We start from the raw sequence: 16,975 nt of genomic DNA, 5'->3' as shown, positions 1-16,975 counted from the left end.
CGGGGTCGCCTAGGCGGTGGTGGTCGCGTCCCCGGACTGGTCGGTCCCCGCCATCGCGTCCAGGGCCTCGCGCAGCGCGGCGGCCTCGGCGGGCGAGACGCCGCCGATGAAGTGGACGAGCGCGGCCTGGCGGTCGTCGACGGAGGGCACTCCCCCGAGGGCGTCGAGCATGAGGTCGGCGACCATCTGCTCGCGGGTGGCGGCGGGGGTGTAGCGGAAGGCGCGACCCTCGCGCTCCTGGCGCACGACGTGCTTCTTGGCGAGGCGGTCGAGCACGGTCATGACCGTCGTGTAGGCGATCTTGCGGTGCTCGGCGAGCTGCTCGTGGACCTCGCGGACCGTGAGGGGCGTACCGGCCGCCCACAGCCGGTCCATGACGTCGCGTTCGAGTTCTCCCAGGGCCACGAGGTGGATGTTACGTCAACCACACCGCCGAACGCGAGCCGTCGTACTACCGGTTGAAGTACTACAGTTAGTCGTAGTACGACAGGACGTCGTAGGAAGGCCAGGAACCAGCCGTGAGCATCGAATCGCTGACCCGTCTGCAGTTCGCCGTGACGACGCTGTACCACTACCTCTTCGTACCGCTCTCGATCAGCCTCGCGCTCTTCACCGCGATCCTGCAGACCGCGCACCTGCGCGTCGAGGCGAGGACCGGGAGCGACCGCTACGGCCGGCTCTCGCTGCTGACCGGCAAGCTCATGATGATCACCTTCGCCGTGGGCGTCGTGACCGGTCTGGTCCAGGAGTTCCAGTTCGGCCTCTCCTGGAGCGCGTTCGCCCGCTTCTACGGCGACGTGTTCGGGCCCACCCTGGCCATCGAGGGGATGCTCGCCTTCTTCCTCGAGGCGACCTTCATCGGCCTGTGGTGGTTCGGCCGCGACCGGCTGCCCAAGCTCGTGCACCTCGCGACGATCTGGGTCGTCGCCATCGGCACCGCCATCTCCGCCTTCGTCATCCTCGCGGCGAACTCCTTCATGCAGAACCCCGTCGCCTACAGCATCGACGCGACGACCGGCCGCGCGCGGCTCGGCAGCTTCGAGGACCTGCTGACCAACGAGCTGAACCTCGCCGCCTTCCCCCACACCTACGCCGGTGCCGTCATGGCCGGCGGCGCGCTCGTCATGGCCGTCGGGGTCTGGCACCTGCTGCGCGGGGGCCACGACGTGACCTCCGAGGAGTTCGCCGCGTTCCGCACGCTGTCCCGCTTCGGCGCCTGGTTCACCCTCGTCGCCGGCGCCGGGGTCGCCCTCAGCGGCGACGCCCTCGGCAAGGTCATCACCGCCGTCCAGCCGATGAAGATGGCTGCGGCGGAAGGGCTCTACCGGACCACGACGGGCGCGCCGTTCTCGATCTTCTCCTACGCCCCGCTCGGCTCCGACCGCCCGACCTTCGCCCTCGAGGTCCCCGGTTTCCTCTCCTTCCTGGCCAAGGGGTCCTTCTCCTCGACGGTCCTCGGCCTCAAGGACCTGCAGGACTCCTACTCCGCGCAGTTCGGTGCGGGCGACTACGTCCCCTGGGTACCCGTGGCGTTCTGGAGCTTCCGCCTGATGATCGGCGTCGGGATGACCGCCGCGATGATCGCCCTGGTCCACCTGTGGGTCACCCGGAAGTCGGTCGTCCTGAACCCCGACCCGCGCCTGGCCCGCGGGATCCTCTGGACCCTGCCGGTCCTGCCGCTGATGCCGCTGTTCGCGAACTCCTTCGGCTGGATCTTCACCGAGACCGCCCGCCAGCCGTGGCTGGTGTTCGGGTTGTTCAAGACCGCAGACGGCGTCTCCCCCGGGCTGACCTGGGCCGAGGTCGCCACCAGCCTGGTCGCCTTCACCGTCGTCTACGGCGCGCTGGCCTGGGCCTGGACCCTGCTGGTGACCCGCCTCGTGCGCAAGGGGCTCCCGTCGATGCCGGTGCCCCAGGCGCAGGACGAAGAAGCGGTCGAGCCCTACGCCGTGAGCTACTGAGGAGCGAGTGATGGACCTCCCCGTCATCTGGTTCGGCATCGCCGTCCTGGCCTGGGTGCTCTTCTTCGTCCTGGAGGGGTTCGACTTCGGCGTCGGGTTCCTCGGACCGCTGCTGGGACGCACCGACGCCGAACGCGGCGCCGCGATCCGGACCGTCGGCCCCGTCTGGGACGGCAACGAGGTGTGGCTGGTCGCCGCGATCGGCGTCACCTTCGCCGCCTTCCCCGACTGGTACGCCGCCCTCCTCTCCGGCCTCTACCTGCCGATGATCGCGATCCTGCTGCTGCTGGCCGTGCGCGGTGTCGCCATCGAGTTCCGCGGCAAGCACGACACCGCGAGCTGGCACCTGCGCTGCGACGCGTTCCTCGCCACCTCCTCGCTGCTGCTGGCCGCGACGTGGGGCGCGGTCCTCGGCGCGCTCGTCGTCGGCCTCGCCCTCGACCCCGGCGGGAACGTGCGGGGCGCCGGGCTGGGCCGCTCCCTGGCCCCCGTTCTCGGGCCCTGGGCCGTGCTCGGCGGGTTCGCCGGCGTGCTGCTGACCACCGTGCACGGGGCGACGTTCCTGGCCCTGCGCACCACCGGCCCCGTGCGCGCCCGGGCCCGACGCCTCACCGTCGCCACCGCCCCCGCGCTGGCCGTCATCGCCCTCGCCCTGTTCATCGCCGCCGGGCACGCCGCCGTCGCCGGCGCGCTGGCCTTGCTGGCGGTCGCCGCGGTCGCCGCCTGGCGGCGCGCGGAGGTGCTGGCCTTCGCGGCGACGTCGCTCGCGGTCGCGGGTAGCGTCGTGGCGGTGTTCACCGCCCACCTCGGCTCCACCTGGGTGCTCCTGCCCAGCACGCTGTCGAGCGCGAACGACGTGACCCTGCGGGGTGCGGCGGCCTCCGAGGGGGCACTGCACCTCATCACCGTCGCCGGGGTGATCGTCCTGCCCGCGGTCATCGCCTACCAGGTCTGGTCCTACGTCGTGTTCCGCAAGCGGGTCCACACCGGGTTCTCGACGACGTCCCGCCCGCGTCGGGTGCCCGTGACCCGGTGAGCCCGCGATCCAGAGGCCCCGTCGACCCCCGGCTCCTCCGCCACGTCCGCCCGGCCCGGACCGGGATCGCCGCGATCGGCGTCGTCGAGGCCGTCTCCGCGGGACTGCTCCTCGCCCAGGCCCTCGCCCTGACCGACCTCGTCGTGGCGCTGTGGCGGGGAGCCCCGGCCTCCGAGGCCCTCGCGGTGCTGGTCGCCGCGGTCGCCGGGCGGGTCGTGACCGGTTGGGCCGCAGCCCGTCTGGCCCAGCGGACGGCGAGTGCCGTCCGCAGCGACCTGCGCGAGCAGGTGCTGGCCCGCACGCTGGCGCTGGGCCCCGTGTGGGTCGAGCGGTTCGGGCGGGCCCGGCTCTCCGCGGTGCTGACCCAGGGCCTGCCCGCCCTCGACGCCTGGTTCACCCGCTACCTCCCGGCCCTGGTGCCGGGGGTGCTGCTGCCGCCGCTGGTGCTGGTGGTCCTGGCGTTCTCCGACCTGGAGTCGGCGATCACCGTCGCCGTGACGCTGCCGCTGATCCCGGTGTTCGCGATCCTGCTGGGCCGCGCGGCCCAGTCCCGCGCGGACCGGCAGTGGTCGGCGCAGCGGACGCTGGCCGCGCACTTCCTCGACACCGTCCGCGGACTGCCGACCCTGCGCGCGCACCGCCGCGCGCAGCGTCAGGTCGGCGCCGTCGCCGCCGTCACCGACGCCCACCGCCGGGCGACGATGTCGGTGCTGCGCATCGCCTTCCTCTCCTCCACCGCCCTCGACCTCGTCGGGACGCTGTCGGTCGGCCTCGTCGCCGTGACCGCCGGGATGCGCCTGGCCGGCGGGACCCTCGACCTGCACACCGCCCTGCTGGTGATCCTGCTGGCGCCGGAGGCCTACCGGCCGCTGCGCGAGGTGGGCGCCCGCTTCCACGACTCCGCCGACGCCGCCGCGGTCGTCGACGACGTCGACCAGGTGCTCACCGCGCCCCTGCCGGTTCCCGGTTCGGGCCCCGACGCAGGCTCCGCCGAGGGGATCCGGCTGCGCGGGATCACGGTGCGGCGCGCCGACTCCACCCCCGTCCTGGACGGGGTCGACCTCGACGCCGTCCCGGGTGAGCTGCACGCCCTCGCCGGCCCCTCGGGGGCGGGCAAGACGACCCTGGCCCGGGTCGCGGCCGGTGTCCTGGTCCCCGACGCGGGCACCGTCGAGCACACCCTCGACGGGGTCGCGCACCTCCCCCAACGGCCGGCCTTCCCCTACGCGAGCACGGTCGGGGACGCCGTCCGTGCTGGTCGTGATGTCTCCGACGACGACGTCCGCCACGCCCTCGACCTCGCCGCCGCGTCCGAGCTGAGCCTCGACACCCCGCTCGGGGAGAACGCCGCGGGGCTCTCCGCGGGCCAGCGCCAGCGGGTCGCCCTGGCCCGCACCTTCCTCGCGGTCCGGTGCGGTGCACGGGTCCTCGTCCTCGACGAGCCGACCGCCCACCTGGACCCGGTGAGCGAAGCCGTGGTCGTGGAGTCCCTGCGCTCCTTCGCCCACGACGAGGGCTGCACCGTCCTCGTCGTCGCCCACCGCCCCGCCCTCCTCGCCGCTGCGGACCGCACGACCACCCTCACCCGTCCCGTCCCCGCCGTCCCCGCGGAAACAACACTTTCCGCCCCCCGCACGGCCCCCTCGACGGCGGAAAGTGGTGTTTCCGCCGGGGACCGGGGACCGCGTCGGGGGGCCGGGGCGCTGGCGGTGGTGGCGGGCGTGGCCGCCGTCCTGGCCGCGGCGACCCTGACCGCCGCCGCGACGTGGCTCATCGTCCGGGCCGCGGACCGTCCGCCCGTGCTGACGTTGTCGGTGGCGGCCGTCGTCGTGCGCGCCAGCGCCACCGCGCGGCCCCTGCTGGTCTACGTCGAGCGGCTGCTGAGCCACGACGCCGCCTTCGCCCGGTTGGCGCGCTGGCGCTCCGACGTGATCGCCGCCCTCATCCCGCGCCTGCCAGGACCCTTGTCCCGCAAGCGGTCCGGACGGTCCGGGGAACTGCTCGTGCAGCTCGTCGAGGACGTCGACGCCCGGGTCGACGGGCTGCTGCGCTTCCGCCACCCGGTCACCGTGACGCTCGTCGCGCTCACCCTCGCCCTGCTCGCCGCGACGCTGGTGAACCCCTGGTTCGCGCTCGCCGCGCTGCCGGGTCTGGCGGTCCTGGTGCTCGCCGCCCCCGCCGTGGCGGGGTTCGCCGAACGCCGCGACCACGACCACCGCGCCGACGTCGGAGCCCTGGCGGCCGCGACGGTGGAGACGCTCGACGCGGTCGAGGACCTGCGCACCCTCGGCGCCGTCGACCCGCTGGACACCCTGCGCCGCAGGCAGTCCGCGCTGACCCGAGCCGAGACCCGGCAGTCCCGCGCCGCGGCCGCGACGGCCGCCCTGGCCGCGCTGGGAACCGGCGCCGGTGTCGTCGCGCTCGCCGTGACGGCCTCGCTGCTGCCCCACGCCGGGAACCCCGCGTGGATCGCCGCGGTCGTCCTCGCCGGGGTGACTGTCGCCGACACGGCCCGCGGCCTGCCCGACGCCGCCCGTGCCCGGGAGCGGGCCCGCGCGGCCCGACGCCGCAGCGAGACTCTGCTGGCCACCCCCCTCGCCGCGAGCGAACCCGTGGCGCCGCAGCCGTTGGGTGCACCCCAGCGGGTGGTCGTGCGGCTGCGTGGGGTCGTCGCCGGCTGGGAGGAGGACTGCCTGCGCGGCGTGGACCTCGACCTGGTCGCCGGTGACGTCGTCGCCGTCCGCGGCGCGTCGGGGTCGGGCAAGTCCACCCTCGCCGCGGTGCTGCAGCGCTTCCTCGACCCCCGCGCCGGGAGCGCGACCCTGGACGGCGTCGAGCTGCGCACGCTGACCGGCGACGACGTCCGTTCCGTCGTCGGCCGCGTCGGCGACGACGAGCACGTCTTCGCGACGTCGCTGCGCGAGAACCTGCTGCTCGCCGCCCCCGGGTCCGACGACGACGCGCTGCGCGCCGCCCTGCGCCGCGTCCGCCTCGAGGAGTGGTTCGCCGCCCTGCCCCGGGGACTGGACTCCCGCCTGGGCGACGGTGGGGAGCCGATGTCCGGCGGGGAACGGCGGCGGCTCGCGATGGCCCGCGCCCTGCTCGGCGACGTCCGGGTCCTGGTCCTCGACGAACCCTCCGAGGGCCTCGACGAGGAGACCGGTGCGCGGCTGCTCGCGGACCTCCTCAACGCCCGGGGCGGGCAGGCCGTGCTGCTGCTGGCCCACCGCACCGAGGGCGTGGACCGGGCCGACCGGGTGCTCGACCTGGTCGACGGGAAGCTGGTCGAGGCTCCGGTCCTCACCCGATCGGTCTAGTCACAACTGTCCACCGTTGGTTCATCCGTGGTTAACCTTGGCCCCCGCTCCGCACCGACTGGCGCAAGCCTGACCGGAGGGTCAACCCCGTGCTCGAAGTCTCCGTACGCCCCCGCCACCTGCTCATCACCCTGCTCGTCGTCATCACCCTGCTGAGTGCCGCGAGCTACGCGTTCCTCGTCGCCACCGCCGGGCTCGGCATCGACGCCGGACCGGTCGTCTCGGCCCGCAAGTTCGTCGACGTCAACGCCGAGACGAACCTCCCGTCCTGGTTCTCCGCGGTGCTGCTCACCGTCGTCGGGTTGGTGACCTTCGAGTTCGGCCGGCAGAAGTTCGTGGCGAAGGCGCGCTGGGCCTGGCACTGGATGATCCTCGGCGTCGGGTTCTGCTACCTCTCCCTCGACGAACTCGTCGCCCTGCACGAACGTCTCGTCGAGCCGATGACCGCGATCGTCGGGGACAGCGGGGTCTTCAAGTACGCCTGGGTCGCGGCCGCGCTGCCCGTCGTCGTGGTCGTCGCGTTGTTCTACGTCCGGTTCCTGCTGGCCCTGCCGCGCCGCGCCGCGGCGTTCGCCCTCCTCGGCGGCGTGCTCTACGTCGGCGGGTCCGTGGGCCTCGAGATGGTCGCGAACGTGTTGAGCGACAAGGGTTTCGACGAGGCCGGCCTGTTCCTCGGCACGCTGCAGGCCGTCGAGGAGGCCTGCGAGATGGTCGGCCCGGCGATCTTCCTGGCCGTCGTCGTCTCGCTGCAGCAGCGCGAACGCGCCGTCGACGTGTCCGTACCGCGGGTCAGCGTCACCAGCCGCTAACGTGTCGTGATGGGTCGCTCACTGATCTGCCTGCTCGTCGTGCCGCTGCTCGCCGGGTGCGCGGCGGTGAGCACCACGACGCCATCGGCGTCGAGCGCCCTCGTGACCCGGGGGACCCGGGTGACGAGCTCACCGATGCTGCCGGCCTACACCGCCGTGATCTCCCCCGTCGGTGACCTCTCCGCCTCGTGGCGGGCCGGGTGTCCGGTCGCCCCGGCAGACCTGCGTGTGGTGACGGTGACGGTGATCGGCTTCGACGGGAAGCCCGGGACGGGACGCATCGTCGTGGCCGCCGACGTGGCCCAGGCGACCGCCGACGTCTTCGGCTCCCTCTACGCGATGCGCTACCCCGTCGCCCGGATGGAACCCGTGGAGGCGTTCGGCGGTTCCGACGACGCCTCGATGGCCGCCGACAACACCTCAGCCTTCAACTGCCGGGCCACGACCGGCGGGACGGGGTTCTCCGAGCACTCCTACGGCACCGCGATCGACCTGAACCCGGTCGAGAACCCCTACGTGAAGGGTTCCACCGTCCTGCCCGAGGCGGGCCGGGCCTTCGTCGAGCGGAAGCCCGCGCCCGGCGTGGTCGTCGCGGGGGACGCCGTCGTGCGGGCCTTCGCCGACCGGGGGTTCTCCTGGGGCGGGGACTGGAACTCCCTGAAGGACTACCAGCACTTCTCGATCTCGGGCGACTGAGGTCAGCCCAGCAGCTCGGCGACGTTCAGCCGGACCGTCGCGATCCCGAGATCCAGCTGGGGCGTCTCGTCCCGGCCGTGGACCGCGGTCGGCACGAACAACCCGTCGAGCGACGCGTACGTCGTGAGGGTCTCGACGAGAGGGTCGAGGATCCAGTAGCGCGGGAGCCCCGCCGCGGCGTACTTGGCCATCTTCTTCAGCAGGTCGTCGCTGCGGTTGGAGGAGAGGATCTCGACGACCAGGGCCGGTGTTCCGGTGAAGCGTTCCTCGGATCCAGCCTCTGCCGCCGCGCGATCGAACACGATGACGTCGGGGACGAACTCGTCACGACCCGGCTTCCAGGCCCACGCGAAGACCGTGTCGTGCGTCACGGGCAGAACCGCTTCGAACGCCGCGACGAGACGTTGCGACGCCTTCTGGTGCTGCTTCGTCGGGCCGGGACTCACGACGAGGTGACCGTCGACGTACTCGGTACGTGGGTCCTCCGGGAGGGCTGCGTACTCCTCCCAGGTGAGGACCTGCCCCACGCTGAACCGCAGCTCGGCCACCTGCTCGGTCGTGCGGAACACCTCCTCCGGGTCTCGGCTCAACCTAACCCCGGAACGCGTCGGCGGGGCCGCGCACCACACCCGACCCCGCCACGCACTCCCCCGAAGATCAGACCCGGTCGAAGACCCCGCGCTGACGCGGCACGTTCGCCGTCGTCGCCACCGGCTGGGACACCGTCAGCAGCGAGCTCGGCACCTCGGCCAGCTCACCGCAGAACGAGGCGCCCGCCAGGGCCTTGTGCAGCAGCCGGGCCGAGCGGTGCGTCCCCCGCACGACGTCGTCGACGCGCACCGACATCGCGGGGACGTCGGTCGCCGCGTGCAGCAGCGCGCGCAACGCCTCGGGCGAGGACGTGACCCGCTCACCGGCGAGGACGCAGAGCGCCCAGTCGGCCCCGACGTGCGCGAGCGCCGCCTGCTGGGCCTTCTCGCGGTCGTCGGCCCAGAAGCCGGAGACGACCGTCACCGCGGGGTGCAGCGTCGCGTCGAAGGCCGCGCTCCCCGGGGCGAGGTGGTCGGCGGTGTCGTAGACGACGACCTCGTCGGCGACGCTCACGAGACCCCGCAGGTCGTGCTCCAGCGCCGGCGCGAGGGTCGCCGTGTCGGTGGTGCCCTGCAGCACGAGGCACGCCGCGAGGGTGGTGCGAGAGGTGCTGGCCATGATCGTCTCCGTCGGTCGTCTGCGTCGTCCTGCCCGGGCGCCTGTCCTCACCCTCGTACGAGCATCGGCAGGAACCCCCCAAACGTTTCGCACGTCACAACCTGTTTACACAGCGTTGACATTCGAACGGTTCACCCGCGAGGTGACCACGGCTCAAGCACGGGCCCCGAACAGCCGATCACCCCCGGGTGTCCGCCGTTCCCGCCGCCCCCGCCGTCGACTTCCTCGGCGTCGCGAACCGGACCCTCGCCGACCTCGCCCAGCGCGTCGGCCTCCCTAGCTGGTGGATCGGACGCACCGAAGGCCCCGACCAGGTCATCCTCGCGGTCACCGACCCGCTCTTCGGCCTCACCCCCGGCGACGCCCTGTCCTGGGCCGACACCCACTGCCGCCGGGTCGTCGAGGACGGCGTCGACCCCGTCCTCGCCGGGCTGAGCAGCGTGCCCGTCTCGCTGGCTCCCCGCGCCGTCGGCCGGGAGCTCGGTGCGGTCTCCCTCATCACCGTCCCGCTGACCGGGCCCGACGGCACGGTCCTCGCCACGCTCTGCGGGGTCGGCGGCGGCAACGGGGCCCACCTGCACGACCTCGTCCCCAGCGTCCGACTGCAGGGAGACCTCCTGGGCGCGCTGCTGGCGGCGGAACTGGAACTCACGGAACGTTCCCGCGCGGCCGAGCGCAGCGCGCAGTCCGAGCACGCCGACGAGGTCACCGGCGTCGCGCCGCCCGAGACGTGGCAGACCGCCCTGATCGCCGAGGAGGCCCGGGCCGCGCGGCACGCGGCGCCGGTGTCCCTCGTGCTCATCGAGCTGCCCGACCTCGTCGACGTCAACCGTCGCCTCGGTTTCACCGCCGGGGACGGGCTGCTGCACCGCACGGCGTCCACCGTCGGCGCCCGGTTGCGCAGCGGTGACCTGCTCGCCCGCATCGCCGGGGACCGGTTCGGCGTCCTGCTGCCCGGGTCCGGGCTGGAGGGCTCGCGCGCCTTCGTCGAGCGCATCCGCACGGCCCTGGCGGCCGACGGCGTCTCCGTTCGCATCGGTGCCGCGACGCGCGACCGCGCCCAGGGGCTGCTCGCGACGTGGGCGCGGGCCGAGGACGCCATCGCCGCGGACACCGCCTCCCGCGTCACTTCCACGCCGCCCCCGCCCGCGCGGACGACGTCCGGCAGCGACAGCACCCTCGACGCGCTGCTCGACCTCGCCCGACGCCAGATCGGGGCCGAGTTCGCGTTCATCTCCACCCTCGAAGGGGACCGGCGCTACATCCGCAACGCGGTCTCCCCCTTCCCGACCTCGCTGACCCCGGGCACCGACGTCACGGGACGGCGATCGCTGTGCGACCGCGTCCTCTCCGACGACGCCGCGCTGGTGGCCACCGACACCTCCGCACCGGAGTTCGAGGCCCACCGCGACCACCTGCTCCGCGAGGGTTCCTACGTCGGCATCCCGCTGCACCGCCGTGACGGTTCCCTCTACGGGACGCTGTGCACCGTCTCCCGGGCCCCGGACCACAGCCTGCGACCCCGTGACGCCGAGATCCTGCGGGCCGTCACCGGCGCGGTGATGGAACTCGTCGAGGAGGAGGACCGCTCCCGCCGGGCGCGACGCGGCAAGCTCGCTCGCCTCGACGACCTCGACGCCGCCGGCGGACCCGTCGTCGTCTACCAGCCCGTCGTCGACCTCGCCACGGGCGAAGCCGTCGGCGTGGAGGCCCTCAGCCGCTTCCCCCACGGAACCCCGACCCCCGACCGCTGGTTCGCGGACGCGACCGAGGTCGGCTGCGGGGAGGAACTCGAACTCAGCGCCCTCGACAACGCCCTGCACGGGCTCCCGGTGCTGCCCGGGTTCCTGGCGCTGAACCTCTCCCCCGCGACCATCACCACCCCCGGCCTCCTGCGCCGCCTCGAGCGGCTGCCGCTGGACCGGATCGTGCTGGAGATCACCGAGCACTCCGCCGTCGCCGACTACGCGTCCCTGCTCTCGACCCTGGAGCCGCTGCGCCGCCGAGGGTTGCGCATCGCCGTCGACGACACCGGCGCCGGCTACGCCTCGCTCTCCCACGTCCTCGCGATCCTGCCGGACTTCATCAAGCTCGACATCTCCCTCGTCCGCGACATCGACACCGACACCTCGCGGCGAGCGTTGGCCGCGGGGCTGGTGACGTTCGCGAGTGCGACGGACGCGCTGATCATCGCCGAGGGGATCGAGACGGCCGAGGAGCTCAGCGTGCTGCGGGAGTTGGGCGTGCAGTTGGGGCAGGGTTACCACCTCGCCCGGCCCGCCGCGTTGTCAGCCAGCAGCTAGTAGTTCCCCGCACAGCGCCCGCAGCGTCTTCAGGGCAGCGGGGTCGTGGCGACGGCCGGCGGTGTCGACGATCTCCTCGATCCCGGCGAGTTCGGTCAACGCTTCCGCTGGGCGACCGGTCTGCGCGAGGCCTTGTGCCCGCAACCAACGGCAGTAGTCCGCGCGGACACCGCTGTTCTGCAGTTGATCGGCCAGGACGAGCCCCAACTGCGCCTCGCCCCCACCCAGCAGGACGCGCGCCAGGTAGTCCGTCGCCTCGGTCCACAGCGGACCGGAGTCGACGAGTTCGCGGACGGACTGGAAGGCGTCGACGGCGTGCTGCGCGTTCCCGGCACCGATGGCCGAACGGCCGACGTTGAGGGCGGCGAGGGCGACCTCGTGCGGTTGCACGCCGGGGGTGAGGATGACGTCCTTCAACTCGAGGTGCGCGAGCCGGCCGTTCCGCTCGCCCCTGCGCTGCTGCGCGCCGACGTCGGCGTACCCGGAGTGGTCGATCGTGAGGAGTTCCGGCGGCACCAGCCGGAGACGCCCGGCGGACTCTTACCCGTGTTCCAAGCGCTCATGCACCCGGCCGACCCAGCGCGCACCTTCACGTCGGAAGAGCTTCACCGTCGTGTACTCGTAGCGACCGGCCGCGTCGACGGCGGGGTTGCGCACCAGGACGAGAAGTCTCTGGCCGGACACCCCAGCCAACCAGGACCTCAGCTCTGCGGGGTCCGCCCGGACCGTTTCGTCGGCGTCGACGCTGAGGATCCACTCCCCGGACGCGTGTTCGAGGGCGACGTTGCGTGCTGCGGCGAAGTCGTCCGCTCACGACCCTTCGACCACCACGGCGCCCGCCTCGAGGGCGAACGCCACGGTGCGATCCAAGGAACCGGTGTCGTGAACGATCACTTCGTCATCGAGTCCGTCCAGGCTCGCGAGTGTTCCTCTGATCCTCGGCTCCTCATCTCGGACGATGAGACAGGCAGTCAGTCGTGGAACATCCTCGCCCCCTAGCACCGTGCAACCGTAGCGCGCAGGAACCGGGCCGTCCTGTTCGTCGAGGTTCTTCACGGCGTCGGTACCGCGGGAACGCGTGCCGACCCGTCATCGCCGTACTGCGAGGTTCTCGACGAACCGGTCCGCTCGCGCCCTCCGCGTGGACGGTGGCCGACCGCGGGTGTGCCGAAGTTGACGCGCACCATGTCGCCAGTGGTAGGGCGACGAGCACCAAGACCGTGAAGAGTCGGACGAAACCGAGCCAACGCACCCGTTGCCGCGATCATCGACACCCGACGGTTGCTCGGCGTCAGAGCATCGCGCCCGCGCAACTCGTCTCGCACGCACCCGTCGCGAACACCCGTGCGGGGTTCCCGAGGTCGGTGCGGCGCACCAGCGTCAGAGTGCCGCGCGTGCGGGTGGCCGAGGGGGTTGGGCTCGACGTCGCCGACGGGGAACTGCCGGGCGTGGTCGGGGACGAGCTGCTCGCACTCGGTACCGGGGTGCTGCTGGTGGCGCTCGACGACGGGCTGGGCGAGGCAGGGGCCGAGGTCGGCGCCGTGGTCGGCGCGTTCCCGTCGGCGTCGACGTAGGTGAGCGCCTGCGGCAGGACGCTCGCGTTGTTCAGGTCGGCACTGCCGCGCTGGAACAGCGTGACGTCGTAGCGGCCGGCGATGCGGGCCGGAACCCGCACCTGGAGCTGCGTGGGGTAGGCGTTGACGATCTCCGCCGTCACCGCGTCCCCGATGCGAACCGCGCCGACCTGGTCGAGGTCGGTTCCCTGGATCGTGACCATCGTGCCGCCGGCGGTGGAGACCGTGGCCGGCGAGAGGGAGGTCACGACGAACCGGCCCGTGCCGGGGAACGTCGTCGTGGTCGGCGTGGAACTCGCCGAGGGGGCCGGGGTCGGCGCACCGGCGGTCGGGGCTGTCGTGGTCGGGGATGTGGTGGTCGGCGACGAGACCGACGGCGCGGGCGAGGTGGTCGACGGGTTCGCCGCCTCGGTGGTGCTCGACGGACTCACGCTCGGCGCACTGGTCGGTGCGGTGGTCGGCGCACTGGTCGGCGCAGTGGTCGGCTCCGGGGACGTCGTCACCGCTCCGGTCGGTTCCTGGGAGGGAGCGATCTCGGGGGCGCTCGGCGCTGAAGTGCTCGTCACGGTGCTCCCGGGCGTCGAGCTGGCGCTAGGGGTGCTCGGAGCCGGACTCGTCGTCGCGCTGCTCGTGGAGCTCGACGCGGACGGCGCGGACGGCGCCGCGCTGGTGGAGGGCGAGGCGGACGGAACGGTGGAGGGGGCGGTCGTGGGCGAGACCGTGGGGGTGGCGGCCGGGGTGTCCGAGACGATGAGTGGCGCAGCCCAGGGGCGGGTCAGCGCGTTCCCGTCCCGCACGAGCTGCGCAGTGACGACGTACTCACCGTTGGGCAGCTCGGTGTCCACCGTGAACGAGGAGTTCACGGCGGCACTACTTCCCAGGTCGACGGTGAACTCCCCACGGGAGTCGGTCGTGTACGGCGACTGGTCGACGGTCACCGGCACGCCGGTCACCCCCCACAGCTCGCCGTCCTCGCGGGCCAGGATCCCCACCTGCAGGGAGTAGTGGCCCGCGACGCTGCCGCCCTGGACGGTGACAACCGGATGCTGCTGGGCGCCGACGACGGTGCCCGCGCCGGCGAACCCGTAGTGGACGGTGGCGTCGGCCGCCAGGTGGGCCAGCGACATGCGTCCGCCGCTGACCGAGATGCTCTGCAGGTTCGACTGCGGGGTGACGTCGGCGAGGAGCGCGGCGCGCAGGGACCGCATGTCCGCCACCGGGTCCCCGGTGCGGGGCCGGACCGAGCGGTAGAGGGCGACTCCGGCCGCCACCTGGGGCGAGGCCAACGACGTACCGCTGACGAACATGTAGTTCCCGTCGTTCCACGGGACGACGATCCGGTCGCCCGGGGCGAAGACGTCGACGGAGGTGTGGCCGTAGGCCGACGTCGGCGCCTTCGCACCGCTCGCGGCGAGCGACCCGACGGTGACGACGTTCTCCTCCGTGAGGCTGGCGGGGTAGTAGAGCGACGTGTCACGGTCGAGGTTGTCGTTGCCGGCCGCCACGACGACGAGGACACCCTTGCTGCCGGCGTACTGGACCGCGGATCGCAGGGTCGCCAGGTCGGACCCGGTGGGCTGACCGCCCCACGAAGCGTTGATGACGTCCGCGCCGTGGTCGGCGGCGTAGCGGATGGCCTTGGCACCGAGGTTGATGTCCACGGTCTTACCGGTGCCGACGACCAAGGGCATGATCTTGGCGTCGGGGGCGATGCCGGCGTTCCCCTGGCCGTTGTCGCGGCGGGCGGCGGCCGCACCGGCGACGTTCGTGCCGTGGGCTCCACCGGGGCCGTTGTCGATGTCGCTGGAGTCGGTGGCGAAGTTCCACCCGTGGCAGTCGCCGGTGATCCCGTCGCCGTCGGTGTCGCTGCCGCAGCTCGGGTTCGTCCACAGGGCATCGGAGAGGTCGGGGTGGTCGGAGTCGTAGCCGGTGTCGACGACCGCGATGACGGTGCCCGCCCCGGTCGTGGAGTCCCAGCCCTCCGGGGCGTCGGTGTCCACCCCGGCGACCGCGGTGACCCCGGAGCTGTTGCTGCCGGTATTCTCCACGTTCCAGCCGTACGAGCTGAAGTACGGGTCGCTCGGCGTCTGCGCCGCGACGGTTCCGGTGGCCGACTCCTGGACGTCCGTGACGCCCGGAACCTGGCGCAGGGCCTGCTCGGAACCGCTGGTGGCCACCAGCGCCGTCCCGTCGGGAAGCAGCTGGGCCGAGCGGACCCCGGGCGACCCGTCCAGTGCGGCCAGCAGTTCCCGGTCGACCTCACCGGGGACGGCGTCCAGGACGGGGGCGCCCGGGCGGGAGACGACACGGGAGGACAACGGTGTGACGTACCAGGTGCGGCCGCCGACGAGGTCGAGGTGGCCAATCTGGCCCAGCTCTGCCGTCGCCGCGGCGAGCAACTGCGGGTCCACCGCGGGGAACCCCGTCACCCCGGCGGCGGGCGCCGAGGCGCGCACCACGTACCGCTGCAAGCCGTCACCGGGGCCGAAGTCGTTCGCGACGGCCACCGACGCGCCGGTGAAGAACGCCAGCGCACTGGCCCCTACGGCCAGGGCAGCCGTCCCGGCGACGGCCGGGATCCAACGTCGTCGTGCCATCTCGTCCACCTCGGTCGTCATCGCCTCGTACGTTCGTCGAGGAGAAGATCGGCTGAGGGTTGACTGTGGTCGATGGGCCAGAAGGGTTGCGCGATCAGGTGGTCTGAACGGAACCGTCAGGTCCCTGGTCCATCAGTCGGCAAAGTTTTCCGGAGATGCTGCAGGGAGGCGCCGTCGTGGTGCCGGCCGACGGTGTCCACCACGACGTGCAGACCGTGGAGCTCCACGAGTGCCTCACGCACCGATACCGTCTGCGCGATTCTGAGGGCCTGCAGACAGCAGCAGGACGATCCACGCCTGGCCTGACCTCGACACGACCTGAGCCGTTCGGTCGGTCGTCTCGGCCCACCAACGCCCGCTGAAAGTCACGCACGGCCGAGGTTCAGCAGGGAGCGTGGGGGGTCCTCGTAGGCGCGTTCACGGTCGGCGCTGAGCTCGGCGAGATCGCCGCGGTCACGCAGCCGTTGCGTTCACCCGTGGGGCGCACGTCGTCGAGTTCTCGGCGGGCGCCGTTGCCGTGCGCGAGTTCACGGCCATGTGCTCGTCGTTCGTCTCTGCCTCGGCGCAGAGAGCACGCGGCGGGGTCACGTCGGGAGTCCCCCGCAGGAGGTCGTGGGGCCGATGGGGGCGCCGCTCACATGGCCTGGTCGACGAAGACGGGCGGCGGCTCCGGGCGGTCCAGCTTAGTCATCGCCCGGAGCTGCGCCCGGGTCTGGACCAGGGCGTGGGCCAGGCGTTCGCTGACGTCCAGCTGGCGCTGGGCCAGCAGGCGCGCCCGGTCGGCCAACTCCGCGGGCAACGGAACCGGAAGACGGGGAACGACCCAGTCCCGTCCCCGCAACGGTAGGTCGTCGATCTCGGCGTCGTCGTGGTTCAGCTTCTCGATGAGGCGCTCCGTGGCGTCCACGTCGAGTTCGACGGCGTCGAGGGCACCGACCCAGGCGTCCCGCCACGATGCCTCACGGCTCGCCTCGGGGACGGGTGCGGTCGCCATCACCGGTTCTTCCGCCAGGTGCTGGACGGAGGTCACGCGAGGCCGTCGCCGGAGGATTGCGTCGGAGCTCCGGTTCCCTCGGCCGCCGCCTGCTGCCAGGCCTCGACCAGGGGCTCGACGATGTCCACGCGGCACGCCCTGGTCCGGGCGACGTCGCTGGAGACGTTGGCGGTGACGAGTTCTTTGAGCAGCCACGTGTAGAGCGCGCTGAGGTTCTTCGCGCCGTCCCAGACCTCGAGGTTCAGGTTGACCTGCAGCTCCTGCACGATGGCCTGAGCGTGAACGAGGTTGGTGTGCGCGGTGTCGCGATCTCCGGCCTCCTGGGCCTGTTCGGCGCGCTGGAGGTCCAGGTGCAGTCGCTCGTACATCATCACGAGCAGGGTGGTGGGGTTGGCCGTCTCGAGCCCGTCGCCCATGAAGCGGTTCGCGCCTGCGCGCCGGCCGTACGTCATCGAAGTCATGCGGGAGGTCCTCCACGG

Annotated in this window: 14 protein-coding genes; 6 read left to right on the top strand and 8 right to left on the bottom strand. The window is 72.6% G+C overall.

What is annotated here, in order from left to right:
• Positions 1–9: 9 nt before the first annotated feature.
• The gene (locus tag ACFQ46_RS23110) at positions 10–405 is read right to left on the bottom strand and encodes a BlaI/MecI/CopY family transcriptional regulator (RefSeq protein WP_380161805.1); all 396 of its coding nucleotides are present in this window, start codon (positions 403–405) and stop codon (positions 10–12) included.
• A 113-nt stretch (positions 406–518) separates the two neighbouring features.
• On the opposite strand from ACFQ46_RS23110, the gene ACFQ46_RS23105 reads away from it, so the two are divergent.
• The 5 genes from ACFQ46_RS23105 (at position 519) to ACFQ46_RS23085 (ending at position 7,819) form a co-directional block, all read left to right on the top strand.
• Positions 519–1,961: a cytochrome ubiquinol oxidase subunit I gene (locus ACFQ46_RS23105; protein ID WP_380262480.1), complete on the top strand. Its 1,443-nt coding sequence runs from the start codon at positions 519–521 to the stop codon at positions 1,959–1,961.
• Between the two features lie 10 nt (positions 1,962–1,971).
• Positions 1,972–2,997 (top strand): cytochrome d ubiquinol oxidase subunit II, encoded by a 1,026-nt coding sequence (gene cydB, locus ACFQ46_RS23100; protein ID WP_380262478.1) that lies wholly within the window; start codon positions 1,972–1,974, stop codon positions 2,995–2,997.
• The gene (gene cydD, locus ACFQ46_RS23095; RefSeq protein WP_380262476.1) at positions 2,994–6,314 is read left to right on the top strand and encodes a thiol reductant ABC exporter subunit CydD; all 3,321 of its coding nucleotides are present in this window, start codon (positions 2,994–2,996) and stop codon (positions 6,312–6,314) included. The genes cydB and cydD overlap by 4 nt, the downstream gene beginning before the upstream one ends.
• A gap of 89 nt (positions 6,315–6,403) precedes the next feature.
• On the top strand, positions 6,404–7,123 hold the full coding sequence (locus tag ACFQ46_RS23090) for a hypothetical protein (RefSeq protein ID WP_380262474.1): 720 nt from the start codon (positions 6,404–6,406) through the stop codon (positions 7,121–7,123).
• 9 nt (positions 7,124–7,132) lie between these two features.
• Positions 7,133–7,819, top strand: a complete 687-nt coding sequence (locus ACFQ46_RS23085) for a M15 family metallopeptidase (protein WP_380262472.1) — start codon at positions 7,133–7,135, stop codon at positions 7,817–7,819.
• Between the two features lie 2 nt (positions 7,820–7,821).
• Here ACFQ46_RS23085 and ACFQ46_RS23080 read toward each other — a convergent pair whose 3' ends face one another.
• Positions 7,822–8,388 (bottom strand): Uma2 family endonuclease, encoded by a 567-nt coding sequence (locus tag ACFQ46_RS23080; protein ID WP_380262470.1) that lies wholly within the window; start codon positions 8,386–8,388, stop codon positions 7,822–7,824.
• An 88-nt stretch (positions 8,389–8,476) separates the two neighbouring features.
• On the bottom strand, positions 8,477–9,028 hold the full coding sequence (locus tag ACFQ46_RS23075) for a hypothetical protein (RefSeq protein ID WP_380262469.1): 552 nt from the start codon (positions 9,026–9,028) through the stop codon (positions 8,477–8,479).
• Between the two features lie 188 nt (positions 9,029–9,216).
• Here ACFQ46_RS23075 and ACFQ46_RS23070 point away from each other — a divergent pair, with 188 nt between their 5' ends.
• The gene (locus ACFQ46_RS23070; protein WP_380262467.1) at positions 9,217–11,331 is read left to right on the top strand and encodes an EAL domain-containing protein; all 2,115 of its coding nucleotides are present in this window, start codon (positions 9,217–9,219) and stop codon (positions 11,329–11,331) included.
• Here the strand turns inward: ACFQ46_RS23070 and ACFQ46_RS23065 are convergent.
• The 5 genes from ACFQ46_RS23065 to fliS form a co-directional block, all read right to left on the bottom strand.
• The gene (locus ACFQ46_RS23065; protein WP_380262465.1) at positions 11,317–11,847 is read right to left on the bottom strand and encodes a hypothetical protein; all 531 of its coding nucleotides are present in this window, start codon (positions 11,845–11,847) and stop codon (positions 11,317–11,319) included. The genes ACFQ46_RS23070 and ACFQ46_RS23065 overlap by 15 nt on opposite strands.
• A 294-nt stretch (positions 11,848–12,141) precedes the next feature.
• Complete coding sequence (locus ACFQ46_RS23060; protein ID WP_380262463.1) at positions 12,142–12,387, bottom strand: hypothetical protein; 246 nt, start codon at positions 12,385–12,387, stop codon at positions 12,142–12,144.
• A gap of 235 nt (positions 12,388–12,622) precedes the next feature.
• A complete protein-coding gene (locus ACFQ46_RS23055; protein ID WP_380262461.1) occupies positions 12,623–15,502 on the bottom strand; it encodes a S8 family serine peptidase in 2,880 nt (959 codons plus the stop codon).
• 634 nt (positions 15,503–16,136) lie between these two features.
• Entirely contained in the window at positions 16,137–16,496 is a 360-nt protein-coding gene (locus ACFQ46_RS23050) for a hypothetical protein (protein WP_380262459.1), read from the bottom strand.
• Positions 16,497–16,528: 32 nt separating this feature from the next.
• The gene (gene fliS / locus ACFQ46_RS23045) at positions 16,529–16,957 is read right to left on the bottom strand and encodes a flagellar export chaperone FliS (RefSeq protein WP_380262457.1); all 429 of its coding nucleotides are present in this window, start codon (positions 16,955–16,957) and stop codon (positions 16,529–16,531) included.
• Positions 16,958–16,975: the final 18 nt, after the last annotated feature.

This window comes from Kineococcus sp. GCM10028916, from assembly GCF_042674865.1.
Classification (GTDB): domain Bacteria; phylum Actinomycetota; class Actinomycetes; order Actinomycetales; family Kineococcaceae; genus Kineococcus.
Note: the sequence above shows the minus strand (reverse complement) of the source record. Positions and strands in the feature narration are given on the sequence as shown.